This window comes from Synechococcus sp. BSA11S, assembly GCF_014224355.1.
Lineage (GTDB): Bacteria > Cyanobacteriota > Cyanobacteriia > PCC-6307 > Cyanobiaceae > Regnicoccus_A.
Genome location: NZ_VNWP01000015.1, coordinates 41,322 through 61,510 on the forward strand (window position 1 = coordinate 41,322; position 20,189 = coordinate 61,510).

Below are 20,189 nucleotides of genomic sequence, written 5' to 3' on the forward strand. Positions count from 1 at the left end.
ACAGGCCTCAACAGGCCGCCCCACGACGCACCGCTCCAGGAGTCAGGCCGATGGTCTTCTTGAAGGCACGATTGAAGGCCGCCTCGGAGTTGTAGCCAAGCTTCTCGGCGAGATCAGCCACGGACCCCGAGTCCTGTTTCAACAGCTGAACGGCCACCTGCATGCGCCAGGTTCTCAGATAATGCATTGGAGGCTCCCCCATCAGGTTGAGGAAGCGTGCGGCAAAGGCGGAGCGGGACATGCCTGTGGCCTGGGCAATCGTTGCCACGGACCAGGGTTGGAAGGGATCGTGATGGAGCAGGGTCAACGACCGACCGATCAGGGGATCTCGCATGGCGGCGAGCCAGGCTGTTCGCGGCAGATCCGACCTCTCCAGCCAGGACCTGATTGCCTGGATCACCAGGATGTCGGACACCCGGGTGATCACAGCGTCTCCCCCTGGCCGCATGGCTCGGACTTCATCCACCATGAGCGCGATCGTGGTGTGGATCCAGGGGTTGGTGGGATCGGCAGCCTCGATGGTCATCACGGGGGGTAGCTGGTCGATCAGCCTCTGCGCCAGGGGCTCCTCGAAGTGCACGGCCCCGCAGACCATGGCGGTTTCCGCCCCTCCCCCCCCGTGATGCAGCACCTCGTAGCGCTCGCCGAGTTCCTGCCTCGGCAGATCGAACAGGGCCGCAACGGGAGCATCCGCTGCGCTGCGGAGCCGATGGCCCCGACCATGGGGAACCATCGCCACATCTCCCGCCCGCAAGGCCATGGGCTCGGCGCCCTCGACCTCCAGCCGGCAGGAGCCTGAGGCGAGGATGTGAAACATCAGCGTCCCCGGCATCGGGGGGAGGTCCAGGCCCCAGGGCTCGCTGAACCTGGAGAGGCAGTAAAAGGTGCCGCGCATCCGCAGCCCATGCAGGGCCTCACCCAGGGGATCCACAGGACGGAAGGCCCGGACAAGGGAGCGAGGGCTTGCCAGGGGAGTGCTGGCCATCACCAGGGCGCAGGAAGGAAACTCAGAGTAACGCTGAAATATTTGGACGAAAGAGCAAGAAATACGGACTTGATGGCATTGAAGCTCTGTTCAGATCGCCATACGTTGGACGAGCAGGCCATCGCTTCGCCCCACCATGTCCCACTCCAATCCTTCCCTCGATCAGCCGATTCTCGTACTGGGCGGCACCGGGAAGACCGGCCGCCGCATCGTTGAACGCCTCCAGGCGCGCGGGTAGCCGGTGCGCCTCGGTTCGCGGGCTGCCTCGCCCCGTTTTGACTGGGAGGACCGCGGCACCTGGGCGCCCGCCCTGGCAGGAATCCAGGCGGCGTACCGGGACCTATCAGGGAAGTTGTCCGCTCGGGGTGACTATCGACTATCGACTTCCAGATTTATGCCCCAACATCCCTGTTCGAGGAGAAGTTTCTGGATCATCTCAACGCAGAATTGATCCAGGTTCTGCAGAACAGCGGTATTCCCCAGGTCACCACCACGGTTCGCCATGGTCCCACCGAGATCAAAACCTACCGCAGCAGTCTCTCTCCCTGAGAGCAACTCTGAAAAACCCAGCCAAGCCGCGGGGCAATGGGCCTCTGCTCGCTGGCCAGGATTGGCGGGATGGGCGGATGAGCGTGCGTCGTGAAGATGCCGTAGCCCGTGCCCTGGAAGCTCACCGACTTGGCATAGGCACCGCGAAGGCAACGGAACCAGCGGGACCAGGGAGGAGGTCAGCAGCAGGGGGAGACAGGAGCGCATCGCGGGGCGTTCCGGGAGGAGATGGTCGTCATGCATGCTGCCCGAGCCCTGCAGAGGAGAGGGCGCCGCAGCCCCCCTGAGATCAAAGGCGCACCCGGGTCACCTCCGCCTGAATGGGCCTGCGCTGGGTGCTGATGTCGATCGGGCTGCGGGTGAAGATCTCCACCCGGATGCCCAGCCGTGCCACCACCACCACGGCCCAGGCCAGCAGAGCGGCGATAACGACCGCCGCCACCGGCCAGAGCAGGGGCCGAAGGGGCAGGCAGGTGCTGACAGGCACGAAACCGGCCGCCGCCAGCAGATGGTTGAGCAGCAGGCCCATGACGGCACCCCCAACCAAAAGGGCCAGCGATCGGGGTTGGAGGAGAGCAGGCATCAGACCACGGGCCCAGGGGGCTTCGGGGGACAGAGGCCTCAACCTATGGGCTCGGCAGCTCCTCGAGGATGGCGATTCCTAGGTGAGCAGGGAGCCCTCCGCGAATGGGTCTCCCAGCACGAGCGACCGCAGGTTCGCCCCGGTGATGCGAGCAATGTCGCTGAGGGCTTCATGGGTGAGAAACGCCTGGTGGGCCGTGATCAGCACATTCGGAAAGGTGAGCATCCGCGCCAACAGATCATCCTGCAAGACTGTCCCGGAAAGATCTTCAAAAAACACACCTTCTTCCTCCTCGTAGACATCCAGAGCCACCCCACCCAGGCGTCCGGTTTTCAAGGCTTCGAGCAGGGCCACGGTGTCGATCAGACCACCCCGGCTCACATTCACAAGGATCACACCGGGCTTCATGCAGTCGATGGTTTCTCGGCGGATGATGTGATGGGTTTCGGGCGTCAGCGGAACATGGAGGGAGATCACATCGCTGAGACTGGACAGGGTGATCGGATCCACATAGGTGATGCCCTCCCGTGAGGCCCAGGCCGCATCGGGATAGGGGTCGTAGGCCACAACCACCATGCCGAAGCCCCGCAGGATCCTGGCCAGGATGCGCCCGATCTTTCCCGTTCCCACAATGCCGGCCGTCCTGCCATTGAGATCAAAGCCCACCAGGCCCTGCAGGGAGAAATTGTGGTCCCGCACCCGGTTGAACGACCGGTGCACCTGGCGATTCAGGGTCAGCAGCAACGCCACGGCATGCTCGGCCACAGCATTGGGTGAGTAGAGGGGCACACGGGTCACGGCAATGCCGAGATCACGGGCCGCCTCGAGGTCCACGTTGTTGAACCCCGTGCATCGCAGGGCCACCAGCTCGATGCCCTGGCTGGCCAAGGATGCAAGGCAGTCCTTGTCAATCACGTCATTGACAAACACACAGACAGCACGCGCCCCATCGGCGGTACCCGCCGTATCGACACTCAGACGAAAATTCAGAAATCGCAGGTCCACGCCGGGGCCCGCCGCCGCCGGCAGATGCAGCAGGTCGTAGGGCTTTGTGTCATAGACAGCCACAGAGCAAGGCGTCCTCTGCATGAAGGTTGCGGACTGCAGCTTGAACCTGACGGCAGCACCCTAGCTGTGGAGTCGTGAACCGCACGCTGCTTGCGAGGGCAGGTCGGCTCAGAACTGGGTGGAACGCCCCGGCTTGGACGTCACCTGGCGGGTGCCGCCGGAAAGATCGGGAAGCCCGTCGCTGTTGAGGTCCTCCACTTCGGCACCGACCACACGCCCCTCGAGCGTCTCCTGGATGGACGGGAAGGCCTTGTCGCCACGGCGGGCCTTGACATTGAGTTGCTGGATCGATCCTTCACCGCTGGCCGTCACAGCGATGCTGACACCCTGCAGGCTGAGGTTGCTGCGAAACAGAGCCGATCCGATGGCCCACGGCCCGAGGCTCCCGATCCGGTTGTGGTGCAATCGCATGGCGAGTATTCGCGTTGCCTTGACCATCATCGTCAGCGGCGGATTCCCGCACCGACGCCCTTGCGCACTCCTTGGCGTCACAGCGCCTTGACGAAAAGGAAGGAGTCTAAAAAAACTACTCGAAGAGGACCCGCCGAGCATTCTGGCGATTGCGATCCCCTCTCTCTGGGCTCAGCCTGTTGGGTTGTATTCAACGGAGAGGGTGGGATTCGAACCCACGGAAGGTTGCCCTTCAAACGATTTCGAGTCGTTCGCTTTCGACCACTCAGCCACCTCTCCAGGGCCAACCTCCCGTGCCCGCAGACACCGGTGGATCAACCGGGCTCACTCTACGGATTCACCTGCACGGAACCATCAGCCGGCGGCTCCCTGCAGCGATCCACTCGCCCCGCTGGCGCTCCAGCCCCGGGGCAGCTCAGGGGCTGAGCCACTCAGCCACACGCGGCGGGGGGCGGCGGCACTCAGCACCTGCTGCTGGCGCCGGTTGGGGCGAAAGCCCAGCCAGACCCCCGCCAGCGGCTCAGGCCCGGGCTGGTGGCGATGGCCCCAGCTCTCGAGCGACTGGGCGTCGGGCAGCAGCCACCAGCGGTGGCGACCGATGCCGAGGGCCAGGGCCTGGCTCTCACCACTGAGTGGGGCGAGGCTGAGGCCAGGGCTCTCCAGGCGCTGGCCTGGCTGCAGGGTGCTGACGCCATCACGGCTTGAGACCAGCAGCGAGGTCTGGGCGCTCCAGCAGGCCGGATCCTCGGGGGCCACCGGATCGAGCAGGGTGATCCAGTCGTAGCGGGCCAGGCCAAGGCCGCTGGCCAGCCGACGGGCATCGGCGCAGCTGGGGCCATCGGCACGACCACTGACCAGGGCACCGCGGCCCCGGTGGCGTGCCACCAGCAGATCACCGCCCCAGCGGTGCACCAGCAGCAGGGCATCGCCTCCGAGCAGGGCCAGGTGCAGGGTCAGCATCAGCGCCAGCCCCGCAGCCCCCAGCCGCCGCGGCCAGGCTCCGGTACCCGGCAGCAACCAGGGCAGCAGCGAGAGACCGAACAGCAGCACCAGCACCGGCAGGGGGCGACCCAGCTGCCACTGGGCCATCGGCAGGGCCGCGAAACCACGGGTGATCGCCAGCAGCAGGCCGCTCAATGGCAGCAGCGGCCAGGCCAGGAGCGGCACCAGAGGAGGCAGAAGCACTGCCGCGAGGGCCGTCGCCATGGCGCCGAGGGTGAGCGGGGTGAGCAGGGGCGCCACCACCAGATTGGCCGGCACCGCGTAGAGGGGCACGATGCCGAAGTGCTGCAGCTGCAGCGGCAGGGTCCAGAGCGAGGCGGCCACGGGCACCGCCAGTCCCGCCGCCGCCCAGGCCGGCAGCCCTCGAGCCAGGGCCGCCTCCAGGGGACGGGCGGTGAGGATCAGCCCGGCGGTGGCCGCCACCGACAGCTGAAAGCCCACATCCAGCAGCCACCAGGGCTGCACCAGCAGCATCAACAGCACGCTGAGCAGCAGCACCCCCAGGGGCCGGCTGCGGCTGCCGCTCTCCAGCACCGCGAAGGCCACTCCACCCATCAGCACCGCCCGCACCACCGAAGGCTGGGGGCCAGCCAGCAGCAGGAACAGCAGCAACGCCCCCACGGCCAGGGAGCAGCGAGGGAGCCGCGGCAGCCTCCGGCCCAGGGCCATCACCGCCCCGAGCAACACCGAGAGATGGAAGCCGGAGGCGGCCAGGGCATGGGAGAGCCCGGCGGCGCGGAAGCTGTCGCCCACCTCCGCCGGCAGGGGCACCACGGCACTGCCGAGCACGAGGGCCGCCAGAATTCCGCCCCTGCGCTCTCCGCCCTGCTTGATCAGGGTGGCGGCCATCCGGCGCCGCAGGTCGGCGATGGGGGTGGCCGGACGCGCCAGCACCTTCAGATCGGTGCTGGCGGCCAGGCGCAACTGGCTCCAGATGCCACGGCGGGCCAGACGCTCTGCCGGGCCGCTCAGCAACGGATGAGGCCCCGAGACCGGACGCCGCAGGGTTCCCCGTGCCTCCACCAGCCAGCCCTGGCGCAACGGCGGGCACGGCTTCAGCAGCAACTCGGTGCGGCCGCCTGCCAGGCGCAGGGGCACCGAGCATCCGCCGGAGTCGCCGCGCAGGCGGGGATCGCTCTCGAGCCGCCCGCGCAGCACCAGCTCCCGGCCGCTGCCGCCCTGGAGCAACCGCACCGGATCCTGGGGGCCGGGGTGCGGCTGGCGCCAGAGCGACCAGAGCAGCAGCGACGGGGCGACCAGCAGCAGGGCCAGCGCCGGCAGGGTCCTGGCTTCCAGGCGCTTCGCACGCCACCAGCCGGCGGCGCTGAGCAGAAGCAGGAGTCCGAGCCGGGCGCCGAGCGCCATGGGCACGGTGCCCAGCGCCAGCCCCGCCAGGGCCAGCGACACCACCAGAACAGGCATGGAAAGAACGCCACCACCAGCAGGGTTCCCCGCCCGACGGCCGCTGGTCGTCAGCCGGGGAGGTTGAGCATCAGCTCACAGAGCTGGGGACTGGGCAACTCCTGACCAAGCAGCGGAACCACAAGGGCCGCCAGCGGCCGCAGCCGGCAGGGCCAGATCGAGCGCTCCGTGATCCTGCCGGCCTGGAAACTGCCGGCCATCAGCACCACCGCCAGCAGGGTGCGTTTCACCCGAGGGGCTCGGCCACCAGGGCCTCACGGGCCGCCTCACCCAGCAGGGGAAAGCCGAGGGCCTGCCGTTCCTGCAGCCAGGCCTCGGCCACCTGGCGCGCCAGGGAGCGGATGCGGCCGATGGTGGCCGTGCGCTCGGTCACCGAGATCACGCCTCGGGCCTCCAGCAGGTTGAAGGTGTGGCTGCACTTGAGCACGTAATCCAGGGCAGGAGCCGGCAGGCCCGCCGCCACCAGATCGGTGGCTTCCGCCTCGTACAGGGCGAACAGCTGCTGCAGACGGTCGGGATTGGAGGCCTCGAAGTTGTAGGTGCACTGGCCCTTCTCCGAGGCCAGCCAGAGGTCGCCGTAGCTGCGCTGGTCGTTCCAGCTCAGCTCCCAGATGCTCTCCACGTCCTGGAGATACATGGCAAGGCGCTCGAGGCCGTAGGTGATCTCGATCGACACGGGCCGGCAGTCGAGCCCACCGCACTGCTGAAAGTAGGTGAACTGGGTCACCTCCATGCCATCGAGCCACACCTCCCAGCCCACCCCCCAGGCGCCGAGGGTGGGCGACTCCCAGTTGTCCTCCACGAAGCGGATGTCGTGGTCGCGCTGGCGGATGCCGAGGGCTTCGAGCGAGGCCAGGTAGGTCTCCTGAATGCCATCGGGGGAGGGCTTGATCAGCACCTGGTACTGGAAGTAGTGCTGGGCGCGGTTGGGGTTGTCGCCGTAGCGGCCGTCGGTGGGACGGCGGCAGGGCTCGGGGTAGGCCACGGCCCAGGGCTCGGGGCCGATCGCCCGCAGCACCGTGTGCGGACTCATCGTCCCTGCGCCCTTCTCGGTGTCGTAGGGCTGCAGCAGCAGGCAGCCCTGGTCAGCCCAGAAGCGGTTCAAGGTGGCGATGATGTCCTGGAAATGCATGGGGGAGGAGGGGTCGCCACCGTCGGCGGGCATTCTCCCGTGCGGCTGCCCCCGGGTGAGGGCGCCGCCGTGGCCTCAGGCCACCAGCTCCAGCAGGCCCATCTGGCCGGCCGCCAGGGAGCGATGGCGCGCCGCGGTGAAACCCGCCCGGCGCGCCATCCGTTCCTGCTCCACGCCAGTGGGGAAGCGCTCCAGGCTGGCCTCGAGGTAGGCGTACTGCTCAGGCAGATCGAACAGGCGGGCCGTGGGCACCACCAGCCGGCGCAGGTAGAGGCGCTGGAAGGCCGCCGCCGCCACCCCGGCAGGGCCACTGGGATCGGGGCGGTTGAAGTCGAGCACCGCCGCGCGGCCGCCGGGGCGCAGCAGCCGGCGCAGTTCCCTCAGCCCCTCAGCCGGATCGGCCAGGTTGCGCAGCCCGTAGGCCATCACCGCCCCATCGAACGACTCAGGCGGCAGGCCGGTGGCCAGGGCATCCCCCTGGCGCCACTGCAGCGGCAGCCAGGGCTGGCGGGCGGCGCGGTCAGCCGCCACCTGCAGCGGAGCGCTGGCGGCATCGAGGCCGACCACCAGGCCGCCAGGTCGCACCTTCGCGGCCAGCACCAGGGCCAGATCGCCGGTGCCACAGCAGAGATCAATCAGACGCTGGCCGGGTCTGGGCCGCAACCAGAGGGCCGCCCGGCGCTTCCAGAGCCGATGCAGTCCGAGGGAAAGCCAGTCGTTGAGCTGATCGTAGCGGGGGGCGATGGCCTCGAACAGCTCGCGCACCGCCTGGGGATCACCGGGCTTCAATGGCGGCAAGGGAGCGGGGGACGCTCAGGAGGATCGCAGGTCGGGACAGCGGCTGGGATCCACCAGGCAATCGAGGGGTCCATCCCAGGGCAGGTTGACAGCATCGAGGCTGACGCCTGGTTCCTCGATCGGCTGGGGCAGCCAGACAGCACGGGCGGCGGTGCGGTTCGGACCGGTGAGGGTGAGCACCATCACGGTGGCCAGGCCCACGGCGGCGGAGCAGACCATGCAGCCGGCCAGCATCAGCGAGAACTCTCGGCGGTCGTTGGCTGACTGCATCAGTTGAAGAGCCCAGGCGACCATCGCCACCACGAGGGCCACCATCAGCAGGGCGATGACTGTGGAGAGAGGCGGCGGCAGGGCCGGCACGGCGGGGAATGCGGTGGATGGCCCAGTTAACGGCCTGAGTATCAATGTAACGAGCCGTTGCGAGCCCCCGTGGCCATGGATTCGGCCTCCAGGGGCCGGAGCTCCAGGCCCCGCTCCAGGAGCTCGCCCTTGATGCCCTGCACCGTGAGCACACCGTCGTGGAGCAGAGAGGCCAGCAGGGCCGCCGAAGCCTGGCCCTGCTCGAGGGCAGCGGCGATGTGCTCGACGCTGCCGGCGCCACCGGAAGCGATCACCGGCACCTCCACCGCCTCGGCCACGGCACGGGTGAGGGCCAGGTCATAGCCGGCCTGGGTGCCGTCGCCATCCATGGAGGTAAGCAGGATCTCGCCGGCGCCGAGGTCCACCGCCCGCCGCGCCCAGGCCACCGCATCGAGGCCGGTGTTCTGGCGCCCCCCCTTCACGTGCACATCCCAGCCGGAACCATCGGCGCGGTGGCGGGCGTCGATCGCCACCACGATGCACTGGCAGCCGAAGCGGCGGGCGCCCTCGGCGATCAGTTCCGGCCGGGCCACCGCCGAGGAGTTGAGGCTCACCTTGTCGGCACCGGCGCGCAGCAGTTCGGTGATGCCCTCCACGCGGCTGATGCCACCACCCACGGTGAACGGGATGGTCACGGCCTCGGCGGTGCGCCGCACCAGATCCACCAGGGTGCGGCGGCCCTCATGGCTGGCGGCGATGTCGAGGAAGACCAGCTCGTCGGCGCCGGCCGTGTCGTAGCGGCAGGCCAGCTCCACGGGATCACCGGCATCGCGCAACCCGACGAAATTGACGCCTTTGACAACCCGGCCATCGGCCACGTCGAGGCAGGGAATGATGCGCCGGGCGACCATGGCTTCACTGTTAAGGTTGCGCCACTCGATCCAGTCGCGCCGGTCATGTCCCAGGCTGCCACCTCAGGCCCCTCGAGCGCCGTACAGATCGGTTCCAGGGTGCGGATCACCCGGGTGCGTGATCAGATTCCCGCCGAGCTGGTCGAAATGCTGCAGAGCGATGCCACCGGCACCGTCCGTGATTTCAAGATGACCGACGGCAGCGGCATCGGCGTGGTGGTGGAGCTGGCCAACGGCAGCACCGGCTGGTTCTTCGACGACGAGATCGCCGCGGTCTGATGTGAGCGACGCTCCCGAACCCAGCACCACAGGCGGCGGCGCCCGTCAGCTGCTCGGCATGAAGGGTGCCAGTGGCACCACGTCCATCTGGAAGCTGCGCCTGCAGCTGATGAAGCCGGTCACCTGGATCCCCCTGATCTGGGGGGTGATCTGTGGCGCCGCGGCCTCCGGCAACTTCCACTGGACCTTCCCTGAGCTGGGCGCGTCCCTGGCCTGCATGGTGATGAGCGGCCCGCTGCTGGCCGGCTACACCCAGACCATCAACGACTACTACGACCGCGAGATCGACGCGATCAACGAGCCCTACCGACCGATCCCCTCGGGCGCCATCTCCCTGCCCCAGGTGAAGCTGCAGATCTGGGTGCTGCTGATCGCGGGTCTGGCGGTGGCCGGGGGGCTCGATCTCTGGGCCGGCCACAGCAGGCCGGTGCTGCTGCTGCTGGCCCTGGGGGGCTCCCTGGTGAGCTACATCTACTCCGCCCCGCCGCTGAAGCTCAAGCAGAACGGCTGGCTGGGCAACTACGCCCTCGGGGCGAGCTACATCGCTCTGCCCTGGTGGGCCGGTCAGGCGCTGTTCGGCCAGCTCACCTGGACCACCGCCCTGCTCACCCTGGCCTACAGCCTGGCGGGCCTCGGCATCGCGGTCGTGAATGATTTCAAGAGCGTGGAGGGCGACCGGGCCCTTGGGCTGCAGAGCCTGCCGGTGGTGTTCGGCATCCAGCGGGCCAGCTGGATCAGCGCCGGCATGATCGATCTGTTTCAGCTGGCGATGGTGGCGGTGCTGATCGCCATCGGCCAGCACTTCGCGGCGGTGCTGCTGGTGTTGCTGATCATTCCCCAGATCACCTTCCAGGACATCTGGCTGCTGCGCGATCCGGTGGCCTTCGATGTGAAGTATCAGGCGAGCGCCCAGCCGTTCCTGGTGCTGGGCATGCTCGTCACGGCCCTGGCGATCGGCCACAGCAGTCTCACCATGGCGATGTGAGGCTGCTGCTGTGAGCAAACGCCGGCTCCGCTTGCTGCTGGTCGCGGCCTTCGCCCTCACGGCCGGAGGCGTCACGGCGCTCGGGGTGAACACCCTGGTGAAGGGGATGGACAGCCTGCTGCCCGACGCCCGCCGGATCAGCACCTTCAACCGTCCGGGCACAGTCACGATCCTCTCCGCCGACGGGGAGGTGCTGCAGAAACTCGGCCCCGCCACCCGCGAAAAGGTGGCCCCTGGCCAGATGCCGGAGCTGGTGAAGGAGGCCTTCATCGCCTCCGAAGACCGTCGCTTCTACCAGCACAAGGGCGTGGACCCCACCGGCATCGCCCGGGCGATGCTGCGCAACCTGAGCCGGGGCTCAGTGGAGGAGGGGGCCAGCACGATCACGCAGCAGCTGGCGCGCACGGTGTTCCTCAGCCAGGACCGCACCCTGATCCGGAAGCTGAAGGAAGCGGCCCTGGCCGGAAAGCTGGAGCGGCAGCTGAGCAAGCAGCAGATCCTCGAGCAGTACCTCAACTACGTGTATCTCGGCTCGAGCGCCTACGGCGTCGCCGATGCGGCCTGGATCTACTTCTCGAAAACCCCCGACGAACTGACCCTGCCGGAGGCCGCCCTGATCGCGGGACTGCCACCGGCTCCTTCGGTGTATTCACCCCTGGTGAACCCGGATCTGGCCAGGCAGCGCCGCAGTGTGGTGCTGCAGCGGATGGAGCAGGCCGGCTTCATCGACAGCGGTGAACTGGCTGATGCCCAGGCCACGCCCATTCAGCTCAAGCCGGCCCTGCCGAAATACTGGAACAGCCGTGCCCCCTTCTTCACCGGCTGGGTGGCCCAGGAGCTGCCCAAGGTGCTCAGTTCGGAGCAGCTGGAGGTGGGCGGTCTGACCATCCGCAGCAGCCTCAACCTGGCCTGGCAGGAGGAGGGACAGAAGGTGATCAACGCCAGCGCCTACGGCGGCCTGGAGGGAGCCCTGGTGACCGTGGAGCCCGGCACCGGCCTGGTGCGGGCGATGGTGGGCGGCAAGGACTTCGGCAAGAGCCAGTTCAACCGGGCCACCCAGGCCCTGCGCTCACCCGGCTCCACCTTCAAGCTGTTCGTGTACCTCGCCGCCCTGAAGGCCGGCATGAAGCCGGAAACCACGATCCTGGACGCCAAGCGCTGCTTTGCCGGCTACTGCCCCAAGAACTTCGGTGACCGCTACCTGGGGCGGGTGTCGCTGGCCACGGCGCTGCAGAACTCGCTGAACATCGTGGCGGTGAGCCTGCTGCAGCAGGTGGGCTTCGACAAGGTGATCGCCACGGCCCAGAGCCTGGGCATCACCCGGGAGCTCGGACGCTTCTACCCGATGGCCCTCGGCGCCTACGAGCAGACCGTGCTGGACATGACCACGGCCTACGCCGCGGTGATCAACCGCGGCGTCTTCGTGCCGGCCACCCCGTTCGAGGAGATCAGCGGGCCCAATGGGGAGCTGCTCTGGAGCCGCCGCATCGATGGCGACAAGGGCCGGCGGGCGGTGGACAGCAACATCGCCGATGCGATGGTGTGGATGCTGCAGCGGGTGGTGACCGGCGGCACCGGCGGTGCAGCCTCCTTGCGAAACCGGCCGGTGGCAGGCAAGACCGGCACCTCGGAGGGTGCACGCGACCTCTGGTTCATCGGCGGCATTCCCCAGCTCACCACCGGCATCTGGCTGGGTTACGACAACAACCGCAAGACCAAGAGCGACAGCGGCTCCGCCGCCGCGGCCTGGGGCCGTTACATGGCGGTGGTGGTCAAGGACCTGCCGGTGCGTCAGTTCCCGCCCAAGCCGGTGCTCACCGGAACCTTCAAGCCCACCAAGCCCGCCAAATCCACTGCCCAGCCTGGGCGGCCCAGCAACCTGCCCACCCCCGGCGAAGACCGCTCGCAGCCGGAGCCGGCTCAGCTCCCGCCACCGACGGATCGCGAGTCGGACCTGCCGGCCCTGCCCGATCTGCCGGAGGAGCCGCCCCAGAGCCTGCCGCCCCGGGGCCGTGAATCGGGAGCGGGTCCGGAACCCACACCGGCACGGCCCGCCCCACGCCGGCCGGCACCGGCTCCGGCTCCAACCCAGCCCCCTCCGGTGGCACCGCCGCCGACGGTCAATCCCTCCTTCCCCGTGGCCCCACCGCCGGTGGCACCGCCGCCCGTGGCACCACCGGCACCGGTGGCGCCCCCGCCCGTTCCCTGAACCGGCCTGGCGGCAGGGCCTCAGGTCGGCGCCTGCAGCCCCGCCGCATAGAACCCATCCCCGCCCTTCGGGCCGGGCCAGTGTTGCTGCTGCCACAGCAGGCGCCAGCCTGGGTGTTGCGCGAGGAAGGCGGCGATCAGGGCACCGTTCTCGCTGGGGTGCACCGTGCAGGTGGCATACACCAGCCGGCCACCTGGTACCAGCAGCGGCCGCATCGCCTCCAGCAGGGTGCCCTGGAGGGCCGTCAGCTCGGTGATGGCCGCGGGGGTGATCCGCCAGCGGCCATCGGGGTGGCGCGCCAGGGTGCCCAGGCCGGAGCAGGGGGCGTCGAGCAGGATGCGATCAAAGGGCGGCCCCCCGATGGCGCCGGGGATGGCGGCATCGGCGGTGAGCGGCTCGATCGCGCTCAGCCCCAGGCGGCTGGCGTTCTCGCGCAGGCGACGCAGGCGGCCTTCAGAGCGATCCACCGCCAGCACGGTGCCGGCATCCCCGATCAGTTCGGCCAGGTGGGTGCTCTTCCCGCCCGGGGCGGCGCAGGCATCGAGCAGACGCTCCCCCGGCTGGGGGTCGAGCAGGGGTGCGATCGTCTGGGCGGTGCGGTCCTGCACGCTCCAGTGACCCTCGGCGTAGCCGGGCAGGGCGCGCAGATCGCCGCTGCGACCGCCGAGGCAGAGGCCCCAGGGCAGGCCGGGCAGAGGTTCGGCGCTGACGCCGGCGGCGGCAAGGGCCTCGATCACCCCCTCACGGCTGGCGCGCAGGCGGTTCACCCGCAGATCGAGGGGTGGCGGCTGGTTGGCCGCCCGGGCAAAGGCCTCGGCCCCGTTGGTGGGCAGCCACTCCAGCAGCCCCGTGGCCAGCCAGTGGGGCAGGGAGCCGCGCAGGGCCAGGGAGGCGGCGGGATCGGCAGGAAGCGGCAGCGGCTCCCAGGGGGCGGCACCCTGGGGGAGGGATTCACGGCGGCGCAGGCAGGCCCGCAGCAGACCGTTCACCACCGGCGCCAGGCGGGCGAGGCCATCGCGCTTGGCCAGCTCCACCGTGGTGCTCACCGCCGCCGAGGGGGGCACCCGGGCCGTGAACAGCAGCTGGTAGAGACCGAGGTGAAGCAACCAGCGCAGGGGCGGCGGCTGACGCTCGGCGCGCACCTTGCCGAGGGCATCGATCCAGCCATCGAGCAGGGCCCGCTGCCGGATGGCGCCGCAGGCCAGCTCCGTGGCCAGACCGCGATCAGCGGGGGCCAGGGGGGAGCGGCGCAGCTCCCGCTCCAGGGCCAGGTCGGTGTAGGCGCCGGCCGCCACGGCCTGCAGCACCCGCCAGGCCACCCGCCGGGCCTCGAGCCCGATGGCGGCGGGGTCTGGGACCGGCGTTGCTGAGGCGGCGGGGGTGGCGCTCAAACGGCGGGAAGCGGCGGCCTCCAGAGATAGCGCCGCAGGGGCAGGCGGCCCTGCTCATCCACTGGAATACCCTCACCGATCAGCAGCTGGCGCTGCATCCAGTCGCTGCCTTCGCGCGAGGGGCTGAGGCTGATGCAACCGCGGGCATTGACGATCCGGTGCCAGGGCACGTCGGAGGGCAGGGGCAGGCGGCGCAGGGCCCAGCCCACCTGCCGGGCGCAGCCATAGGCACCGATCCAGTCGGCGATCTGGCCATAGGTGGCCAGCCGGCCTGCGGGAACGAGCGACACCGCCGCCCAAACCCGCTGATCGAAGCCGGGGGAGCCATCAACCATGACAAGGGCTGACCGGAAGGAGCGTCGGGAAGATCCTGTCATCAGCGCTGGCGGAAAGCCGGTCGAAAGCGACGAATCACGGCCATAGAACGGAACTCACAACTCTTTCGACCCCCACAGGGTTTTCACGATGCACAGCAGCAGAAGCAGCAGCAGGATCAGCCGCGCCGCCTGGGGGCTGAAATTAGGGGCCGCAGGTCTGGCTCTCACGCTCTCGGGCTGCGGCCTGGTGCGCGCCACCGCCGAGGCGCCCGCGACCCAGGCGGCCGCCGCCACGCTGCCGGCACCCGAAACCGGAGAGGCCGCGGAGGCCACCGAGCCCCGCGTCTGCGCCACGGGCCAGCAGAGCGCCGAGGAGGTGTTCCGCTCGGCCCGGGACGGGGTGGCGGTGGTCTCGAGCGGCAGCAGCCTGGGCAGCGCCTTCGTGGTGGCTCACCAGAACGGCATGACCTACCTGGCCACCAATGCCCACGTGGTCAACGGCAGTGATGTGGTGCGGCTGAAGTGGGTGGATGGAAGCAGCGACCGGGCCCGGGTGGTGGCGCGCGGATCGGGCCGGACGCCCACCAGCGACCTGGCGCTGCTGGCGGTGGAGGGCCAGCGCGGCAAGGTGCTGCGCATGCGCGATCAGGCCTCGGCCGTGGGGCAGGAGGTGTTCGTGATCGGAGCCCCGAAGGGGCTGGAGTTCAGCCTCAGCCGCGGTGTGGTGAGCAGCCTGCGCAGCGACGAGCAGATCCTGCAGATCGACGCGGCGGTGAACCCGGGCAATTCCGGCGGGCCTGTGCTGGATGCGGGCAACTGCGTGGCGGGCATCGCCACCTTCAAGTTCGGCAACAGCGAGGGGCTGAATTTCGCGGTGTCGTCAAAGGTGGTGCGCGAGTTCCTGGACAAGCTGCCGAGCGAAGCCACGGCACAGCTTCCGAGCCGGCGTGATCTGAACCCGAAGAAGGAGGCGCTCTGCCTGTTCCGCGCCCCAGGGCGCAGCGAGGCGCAGATGCCCTGCCGCGTCAGCCGCGTGAGCGGCCGCAACGGCGGCACCCTCTACGACCTGGCCTGGGCCGATGGCTCCCGCAACGCCTATGCCTTCTTCCGCAATGGGCGGGTGGCGATCCGCGCTGAAGACGGCAGTGGACGGGCCCTGGAGGAGGCGGGCACCTTCCGCCGCCTCCAGGGGGGCGTGGCGGTGCGCAGCAGCGGCGACAGCCTGGCCTTCATCCCGGGGCTCAATCCGGTGCTGAACTGAGCGGAGATCCGAGCGGATCCCCCGCTGCGCCCATGCCCCTGCTGCCTCGCCGCTTCGAGCGGATCCGCGCCGTGCTGGATCGGCGCATGGCCGATCTCAGCGTGGTGCTGGAGGCGGTGGACAAGCCCCACAACCTCTCGGCGATCCTGCGCAGCTGCGATGCGGTGGGGGTGCTCGAAGCCCATGTGGTGAGCCTGCAGGGGCGGCCGCGCACGTTCAACAACACCGCCCAGGGCAGCCAGAAATGGGTGCCCCTGCGCTCTCACAACACGGTGGAGGAGGCCCTGGGCCAGCTGAAGCGGGAGGGCTTCAAGCTCTACGGCACCCACCTGGGCACCAGCGCCGTGGACTATCGCCAGTGCGACTTCCGCGGCCCCACGGCCTTCGTGCTGGGGGCGGAGAAGTGGGGCCTGAGCGAGGCGGCGGCGGCGATGGTGGATCAGGCCCTGTTCATCCCCACCGGCGGCATGGTGCAGTCGCTGAATGTGTCGGTGGCGGCGGCGGTGCTGCTGTTCGAGGCGTTGCGGCAGCGCCAGGCGGCCGGCCTGGTGCCCGACGCGGGCGAGGGGCTGCCGCCGGGAGCACGGGACAGCCTGCTGTTCGAGTGGGCCTACCCCCAGGTGGCCGACTGGTGCCGGCGCCAGGGGCGCCCCTATCCAGCGCTCACAGCAGAGGGAGAGATCAGCGAGGACCTGCCGCGCACCCTGAAACTGCGCTGCTGAGCCCCAGCCCCGAGCGAGCTCAGAGGAAGGGGATCAGCACGTCGTTGCGGTTGGGCAGGGGCGGCGCCGCCTGGCCGCTGTGGGCCCGGGGCAACCAGAGGGCCAGGCCCACCCCGAGGATCTCGAGCGGCAGCGGCCGTGCCACCAGCAGCACCACCGCCAGGGCACCGAGGGCGATCAGACGCTCCAGCAGGCCGATCACGTCGTCGCCATTGGCGCTGCCCAGCAACCAGAGCAGCACGGAGGCGCTCAGCAGGGAGAGGGTGACCCAGAGGGGCATCAAGGAGTGGATCTGTCCCATCCATTCTGGCCAGGCAGAGGGCGAGGGAGCAGGCAGCGGCCGGATTGCCAGCAAACCAGCAACGACACCAGCAACGACACATCACCCAAAATCCTGAAGCCCTCCTGGAATCCGACCTGATTGGATCCGATCACGAATGGCGTTGAATGGCGTTCTCTGTTCTGCGGCAGCCATTCGAGCCATGATCCAGCAGGCCATCTTCCGGCAGCTTCACAGGCGTGAACCCGGGGCCAACGCCATCGCCAAGGGCTACACCTTGGTGCAGCTGATCATCCTGGTGGCTGTGATCGGCATCGTTTCAGTGGCGGCTCTTCCGACATACCTGAAGGTGCGGAACGAGAACAAGGCCCGAGCGGCCATTGGAGAGGCGCTCAGTTTGGCCAGAAAATGCGCGGAGTTCAATGAAACCAAGGCTGGCGTCCCGCCCAATCCCCCTGCGCTGCGGCGCGTTTCCAACCCGGTCCCCTGCAGGTCCGCCCTTGGAGGGACCTGGATCGCCAGGTGGACAGCGGGCCCTGCGGGCATGCGCTGTCTTGACAACCGTTCCGTTGCAACCGACAGCAGAGCAACGATCACTGTTGATGCAAGCGGAACCATTGGCTGCAGATTCCGCTGAACCCTGCACTCACGATTGATCAAACGAATCGATCACGAGTGAGCGTTCAACTTGCCCGGCTTCGATCCTGCTACTCCATCAAGATCCTCGCCCTCGATCCCCCCCGCTCACCCAGGCCTCCAGGCCTTCCCCCAGGAAGGAGAGCCCCAGCACCAGCACGAACATGGCCAGGCCGGGGTAGAGGGCGGTCCACCAGATGCCGGTGGGCAGCGCGGTGAGGGCCTGCTGGAGGTCGCCACCCCATTCGGGGATCGTTTCCGGCAGGCCAAGACCGAGGAAGCCCAGCCCCCCCAGCACCAGCACCGCATCGGCGGCATTGAGGGTGAGCAGCACCGGCACCGAGGTGATCACGTTGCGGAACAGGTAGCGGCGCAGGATCCAGAGCGGCCTGGCCCCCAGGGTGCGGGCGGCCTCCACGTAGAGCTCGGCCTTCACCTGGGCCGTCTGGTTGCGCACCACCCGGAAGTACTGCGGGATGTAGACCACGCAGAGAGCAGCGGCCGCATTGGGCAGGCCCCTCCCGAGCAGGAAGGCCAGCACCACCGAGAGCAGCAGCACCGGCAGGGTGTAGAGCGTGTCCATCAGCAGCACCAGCACCCGGTCGAACCAGCCGCCCAGGTAACCGCTGAGCATGCCCAGGGGCACACCGATCACCAGGGCCACCACCAGCGCCAGCAGCACCACCTGCAGCGCCACGCCGACGCCGGAGAGGGTGCGCACACACACGTCGCGCCCCAGCCTGTCGGTGCCGCACCAGTGTTGCAGCGACGGGGTGGCGTAGATGGGATTGTCGAGGCCGGCATTGGGATCCGCCAGCAGCCCCAGGTGAATCATCAGCGGGGTGATCAGGGCGATCAGCCCGTAGATCAGCACGATCACCAGCCCCCAGCGGGCCATTCGGCCGGAGAGGTTGGTGGGCCGCCAGCGGCTCAGCAGCCCAGGACTCGGCGGGGTGGTCATCGAGCGTCGGAGGGCTGGGACGGGCTCAGTCTGGGGCAGGAGTGGATCGAATGAAGCCGACATGCGCCTGGTTCAGCGTTTCTCCGATACCCGCCGCTGATCAGCCCAAAGGAGCAAGGCTTGATCAAGATCTGGGAGCACACCACTGACTTGGTTGGAGCATCCTGAGCTGTGCACGCGGCAACCGCCTGCCTTGGGCGGATAGCCACCGGCTGATCAACCTGCTCGCGGCCCATCCCAACGCGGAGCAGATGTGGCTGGATGGCCCCGCGCCGTTGCAAGACCCCCTTCCCTGCCTGGCTCGCTGGACTCAGGCCTGGGCTGGAGTCCGCCTTCCCGGAAGATTTTCAAGCCTGGATCGTGCAGCATGCTTTTCGCTCGCGGCGGCGGCATGATTGACAGGAACTTGCCGCTCTAGCGGAGAATGCACAGGGAGCAGATCTGCGGCAGCTGCAAACCTTCGCTGCGGAAGCCTTTGATGAAGAGGGGCCAGTTCCACCTGCCGACCCCACATGAGCAGCGCCTGGCTGTGACCGAAGCGCTGAAGCTTGGCTGCAATTCAGCGATCGAGGCCCCCGGATGACCCCTCAACCGATCACTCCCAGGCCCCAGCAGCACCGGGTGCTGATCGTCGACGACGACCCAGAGTTGCGCCGCTTCCTCACCGGTGAATTGGCGGTTGAAGGCTATGCGGTGGAAGCGGTGGGCATGGGTCAGCAGGCACTGATCCGCCTGCGGGAAGCCGCCTGGGATCTGGTGTTGCTCGACTGGACCCTGCCCGATTTCAGCGGTGTGGAGGTGTGCCGGCGTCTGCGGGCCAGTGCGATGTCCACCCCGGTGCTGATGCTTACCGCCCGCGATGCCGTGGCCGAAAGGGTAGAGGCCCTCGATGCCGGTGCAGACGACTACCTTACCAAACCGTTCTCGATCGAGGAGCTGCTCGCCCGGGTGCGGGCACGGTTGCGGCGCAACGGCAACGCCGCCAGTGAGGGCGACGTGCTCACCTTTGCCGACCTGGAGGTGAACACCGCCAGCCATGAGGTGAGCCGCGGCGGCTCACCGATCAAGCTCACGGTCAGGGAGTACGACCTTCTGCTGGCCCTGCTCAGGGAACCCCAACGGGTGAAAGAGCGGCAAGCGCTGCTGCACAGCGTGTGGGGCGAGCCATTCGTGGGCGACGCCAACCTGCTCGATGTGTACATCCGCTACCTGCGCAAGAAGATCGAGCTTCCAGGCTTGCCCACCCTGATCAAGACGGTACGCGGCGTGGGCTTCATGCTCAAAGAAGGGTTAGTGAAAGAGTGACACAACCAATCCCAACAGACCTTTACTCATCACAACCAACTCCGAGCCCTGGAGATTGCTTGGGGAGCCCTGGGCAACGTCGTCCGTGCAGGCACCAACAGCGGCACGATGTCCAAAATGAGCACATCTATGGGTAGAGAGGCTTAAAATAGTCAATTACGGCTGATTCCAACATAATTCTGCACTGTTTTCTGCCCTGTTCGGTGCCCTAAGTGCACACCGATCCCTAGTTCAGCTTGTCAGCAGCAGTTGGCGGAGGGCCAAGAACAGGTTCGTCAGTGCGGCCAGCACATTCACCTTGCACCGATTCCTGGTCATGCCCCGCAGCCGGGACTTCTGAAAGCCGAACTGCTGCTTGATCGCCCGGAAAGGATGTTCCACCTTGGCCCGGATGTGAGCCTTGGCGGTCTATCCGGCGAAAATCTGGTTGAGGGGCGCTTTGCATCAACAACTTGTTACCCATTTCAATTGACGCCTGGTAACACTGGCTTCTGCACGCTTTCACCTTCCTGCAGGCTTGGAGGCCCGGCCACCGCCAGAGCGGCCATCTCGTTTTCGATCCATTGCAGCCGGTAACCGCGCAGGCGCCGCTGCAGGGTGCGCAGGTGGCGTGGGCTGTAGCGCTCCGGGTTGTGATCGATCAGCCGCTCCAGCAGCGTCTTGGCCCTGAGCTGGGGCTCGG

22 protein-coding genes, 1 tRNA gene and 1 pseudogene are annotated in these 20,189 nt (G+C 68.2%); 7 read left to right on the forward strand and 17 right to left on the reverse strand.

All coding sequences use genetic code 11. The annotated features are described in order from the left end of the window. Positions 1–7: 7 nt before the first annotated feature. From FPZ61_RS12425 to hisF, 11 genes are all read right to left on the reverse strand, one after another. The gene (locus FPZ61_RS12425; protein ID WP_185466906.1) at positions 8–985 is read right to left on the reverse strand and encodes an AraC family transcriptional regulator; all 978 of its coding nucleotides are present in this window, start codon (positions 983–985) and stop codon (positions 8–10) included. 838 nt (positions 986–1,823) lie between these two features. Next, positions 1,824–2,117 carry a hypothetical protein gene (locus tag FPZ61_RS15600; RefSeq protein WP_255441589.1) on the reverse strand — a complete coding sequence of 98 codons (294 nt, stop codon included), beginning with the start codon at positions 2,115–2,117 and terminating at the stop codon, positions 1,824–1,826. A gap of 78 nt (positions 2,118–2,195) precedes the next feature. After that, on the reverse strand, positions 2,196–3,206 hold the full coding sequence (locus FPZ61_RS12440) for a 2-hydroxyacid dehydrogenase (protein ID WP_185474850.1): 1,011 nt from the start codon (positions 3,204–3,206) through the stop codon (positions 2,196–2,198). Positions 3,207–3,293: 87 nt separating this feature from the next. Next, on the reverse strand, positions 3,294–3,623 hold the full coding sequence (locus tag FPZ61_RS12445) for a hypothetical protein (protein WP_185474851.1): 330 nt from the start codon (positions 3,621–3,623) through the stop codon (positions 3,294–3,296). A 167-nt stretch (positions 3,624–3,790) separates the two neighbouring features. After that, a tRNA-Ser gene (locus FPZ61_RS12450) sits at positions 3,791–3,875 on the reverse strand. Between the two features lie 75 nt (positions 3,876–3,950). Continuing rightward, the gene (locus FPZ61_RS12455; protein ID WP_185466909.1) at positions 3,951–6,020 is read right to left on the reverse strand and encodes a ComEC/Rec2 family competence protein; all 2,070 of its coding nucleotides are present in this window, start codon (positions 6,018–6,020) and stop codon (positions 3,951–3,953) included. Positions 6,021–6,070: 50 nt separating this feature from the next. After that, complete coding sequence (locus FPZ61_RS12460; protein WP_185466910.1) at positions 6,071–6,250, reverse strand: hypothetical protein; 180 nt, start codon at positions 6,248–6,250, stop codon at positions 6,071–6,073. Continuing rightward, the gene (gene glyQ / locus FPZ61_RS12465) at positions 6,247–7,152 is read right to left on the reverse strand and encodes a glycine--tRNA ligase subunit alpha (RefSeq protein WP_185466911.1); all 906 of its coding nucleotides are present in this window, start codon (positions 7,150–7,152) and stop codon (positions 6,247–6,249) included. The genes FPZ61_RS12460 and glyQ overlap by 4 nt, the downstream gene beginning before the upstream one ends. A gap of 75 nt (positions 7,153–7,227) precedes the next feature. Next, complete coding sequence (gene ubiE / locus FPZ61_RS12470) at positions 7,228–7,941, reverse strand: bifunctional demethylmenaquinone methyltransferase/2-methoxy-6-polyprenyl-1,4-benzoquinol methylase UbiE (protein ID WP_185466928.1); 714 nt, start codon at positions 7,939–7,941, stop codon at positions 7,228–7,230. Between the two features lie 24 nt (positions 7,942–7,965). Then, complete coding sequence (locus tag FPZ61_RS12475) at positions 7,966–8,310, reverse strand: hypothetical protein (RefSeq protein WP_370593446.1); 345 nt, start codon at positions 8,308–8,310, stop codon at positions 7,966–7,968. Between the two features lie 41 nt (positions 8,311–8,351). Next, entirely contained in the window at positions 8,352–9,161 is an 810-nt protein-coding gene (gene hisF, locus FPZ61_RS12480) for an imidazole glycerol phosphate synthase subunit HisF (protein WP_185466912.1), read from the reverse strand. A gap of 45 nt (positions 9,162–9,206) precedes the next feature. Here hisF and FPZ61_RS12485 point away from each other — a divergent pair, with 45 nt between their 5' ends. From FPZ61_RS12485 to FPZ61_RS12495, 3 genes are read left to right on the forward strand one after another with little or no spacing between them, the layout of a single operon-like run. Continuing rightward, a complete protein-coding gene (locus FPZ61_RS12485) occupies positions 9,207–9,440 on the forward strand; it encodes a DUF2862 domain-containing protein (protein ID WP_185466913.1) in 234 nt (77 codons plus the stop codon). 1 nt (position 9,441) lies between these two features. Beyond that, on the forward strand, positions 9,442–10,425 hold the full coding sequence (gene chlG, locus FPZ61_RS12490; protein WP_185466914.1) for a chlorophyll synthase ChlG: 984 nt from the start codon (positions 9,442–9,444) through the stop codon (positions 10,423–10,425). Between the two features lie 10 nt (positions 10,426–10,435). Continuing rightward, positions 10,436–12,634 carry a PBP1A family penicillin-binding protein gene (locus FPZ61_RS12495; RefSeq protein ID WP_185474852.1) on the forward strand — a complete coding sequence of 733 codons (2,199 nt, stop codon included), beginning with the start codon at positions 10,436–10,438 and terminating at the stop codon, positions 12,632–12,634. Positions 12,635–12,654: 20 nt separating this feature from the next. Here FPZ61_RS12495 and FPZ61_RS12500 read toward each other — a convergent pair whose 3' ends face one another. Both FPZ61_RS12500 and FPZ61_RS12505 read right to left on the reverse strand, forming a co-directional pair. After that, on the reverse strand, positions 12,655–14,025 hold the full coding sequence (locus FPZ61_RS12500) for a 16S rRNA (cytosine(967)-C(5))-methyltransferase (RefSeq protein WP_185466916.1): 1,371 nt from the start codon (positions 14,023–14,025) through the stop codon (positions 12,655–12,657). Beyond that, positions 14,022–14,360 carry an MGMT family protein gene (locus FPZ61_RS12505; protein ID WP_185466917.1) on the reverse strand — a complete coding sequence of 113 codons (339 nt, stop codon included), beginning with the start codon at positions 14,358–14,360 and terminating at the stop codon, positions 14,022–14,024. The genes FPZ61_RS12500 and FPZ61_RS12505 overlap by 4 nt, the downstream gene beginning before the upstream one ends. 130 nt (positions 14,361–14,490) lie before the next feature. Between FPZ61_RS12505 and FPZ61_RS12510 the strand changes: the two genes are divergently transcribed. Both FPZ61_RS12510 and trmH read left to right on the forward strand, forming a co-directional pair. Continuing rightward, on the forward strand, positions 14,491–15,603 hold the full coding sequence (locus tag FPZ61_RS12510) for a S1C family serine protease (protein ID WP_185474853.1): 1,113 nt from the start codon (positions 14,491–14,493) through the stop codon (positions 15,601–15,603). 32 nt (positions 15,604–15,635) lie between these two features. Beyond that, positions 15,636–16,325: a tRNA (guanosine(18)-2'-O)-methyltransferase TrmH gene (trmH, locus tag FPZ61_RS12515; RefSeq protein WP_185466919.1), complete on the forward strand. Its 690-nt coding sequence runs from the start codon at positions 15,636–15,638 to the stop codon at positions 16,323–16,325. 19 nt (positions 16,326–16,344) lie between these two features. Here trmH and FPZ61_RS12520 read toward each other — a convergent pair whose 3' ends face one another. Beyond that, a complete protein-coding gene (locus tag FPZ61_RS12520) occupies positions 16,345–16,605 on the reverse strand; it encodes a hypothetical protein (protein ID WP_185474854.1) in 261 nt (86 codons plus the stop codon). 202 nt (positions 16,606–16,807) lie between these two features. Here FPZ61_RS12520 and FPZ61_RS12525 point away from each other — a divergent pair, with 202 nt between their 5' ends. After that, on the forward strand, positions 16,808–17,242 hold the full coding sequence (locus tag FPZ61_RS12525) for a prepilin-type N-terminal cleavage/methylation domain-containing protein (RefSeq protein WP_185466921.1): 435 nt from the start codon (positions 16,808–16,810) through the stop codon (positions 17,240–17,242). 78 nt (positions 17,243–17,320) lie between these two features. Here the strand turns inward: FPZ61_RS12525 and FPZ61_RS12530 are convergent, their stop codons facing one another. Continuing rightward, on the reverse strand, positions 17,321–18,139 hold the full coding sequence (locus FPZ61_RS12530; RefSeq protein WP_370593448.1) for an ABC transporter permease: 819 nt from the start codon (positions 18,137–18,139) through the stop codon (positions 17,321–17,323). A 642-nt stretch (positions 18,140–18,781) separates the two neighbouring features. Between FPZ61_RS12530 and FPZ61_RS12535 the strand changes: the two genes are divergently transcribed. Further along, positions 18,782–19,507, forward strand: a complete 726-nt coding sequence (locus FPZ61_RS12535) for a response regulator transcription factor (protein WP_185466923.1) — start codon at positions 18,782–18,784, stop codon at positions 19,505–19,507. Between the two features lie 231 nt (positions 19,508–19,738). On the opposite strand, the gene FPZ61_RS12540 is transcribed toward FPZ61_RS12535, so the two are convergent. Both FPZ61_RS12540 and FPZ61_RS12545 read right to left on the reverse strand, forming a co-directional pair. Continuing rightward, complete coding sequence (locus tag FPZ61_RS12540; RefSeq protein ID WP_370593449.1) at positions 19,739–19,900, reverse strand: transposase; 162 nt, start codon at positions 19,898–19,900, stop codon at positions 19,739–19,741. A 71-nt stretch (positions 19,901–19,971) separates the two neighbouring features. Beyond that, a pseudogene (locus tag FPZ61_RS12545) lies at positions 19,972–20,189 on the reverse strand (transposase); the annotation flags it as partial.

What these genes read in the sequence shown, in the direction of transcription:
- FPZ61_RS12520 (WP_185474854.1), bottom strand. Translation starts at nt 16,605, where the DNA reads ATGCCCCTCTGGGTCACCCTCTCCCTGCTGAGCGCCTCCGTGCTGCTC.
- trmH (WP_185466919.1), top strand. Translation starts at nt 15,636, where the DNA reads ATGCCCCTGCTGCCTCGCCGCTTCGAGCGGATCCGCGCCGTGCTGGAT.
- FPZ61_RS12530 (WP_370593448.1), bottom strand. Translation starts at nt 18,139, where the DNA reads ATGGCCCGCTGGGGGCTGGTGATCGTGCTGATCTACGGGCTGATCGCC.
- FPZ61_RS12455 (WP_185466909.1), bottom strand. Translation starts at nt 6,020, where the DNA reads ATGCCTGTTCTGGTGGTGTCGCTGGCCCTGGCGGGGCTGGCGCTGGGC.
- hisF (WP_185466912.1), bottom strand. Translation starts at nt 9,161, where the DNA reads ATGGTCGCCCGGCGCATCATTCCCTGCCTCGACGTGGCCGATGGCCGG.
- FPZ61_RS12535 (WP_185466923.1), top strand. Translation starts at nt 18,782, where the DNA reads ATGACCCCTCAACCGATCACTCCCAGGCCCCAGCAGCACCGGGTGCTG.
- FPZ61_RS12440 (WP_185474850.1), bottom strand. Translation starts at nt 3,206, where the DNA reads ATGCAGAGGACGCCTTGCTCTGTGGCTGTCTATGACACAAAGCCCTAC.
- FPZ61_RS12425 (WP_185466906.1), bottom strand. Translation starts at nt 985, where the DNA reads ATGGCCAGCACTCCCCTGGCAAGCCCTCGCTCCCTTGTCCGGGCCTTC.
- FPZ61_RS15600 (WP_255441589.1), bottom strand. Translation starts at nt 2,117, where the DNA reads ATGCCTGCTCTCCTCCAACCCCGATCGCTGGCCCTTTTGGTTGGGGGT.
- glyQ (WP_185466911.1), bottom strand. Translation starts at nt 7,152, where the DNA reads ATGCATTTCCAGGACATCATCGCCACCTTGAACCGCTTCTGGGCTGAC.
- FPZ61_RS12445 (WP_185474851.1), bottom strand. Translation starts at nt 3,623, where the DNA reads ATGGTCAAGGCAACGCGAATACTCGCCATGCGATTGCACCACAACCGG.
- FPZ61_RS12525 (WP_185466921.1), top strand. Translation starts at nt 16,808, where the DNA reads ATGATCCAGCAGGCCATCTTCCGGCAGCTTCACAGGCGTGAACCCGGG.
- FPZ61_RS12485 (WP_185466913.1), top strand. Translation starts at nt 9,207, where the DNA reads ATGTCCCAGGCTGCCACCTCAGGCCCCTCGAGCGCCGTACAGATCGGT.
- FPZ61_RS12510 (WP_185474853.1), top strand. Translation starts at nt 14,491, where the DNA reads ATGCACAGCAGCAGAAGCAGCAGCAGGATCAGCCGCGCCGCCTGGGGG.
- FPZ61_RS12505 (WP_185466917.1), bottom strand. Translation starts at nt 14,360, where the DNA reads ATGGTTGATGGCTCCCCCGGCTTCGATCAGCGGGTTTGGGCGGCGGTG.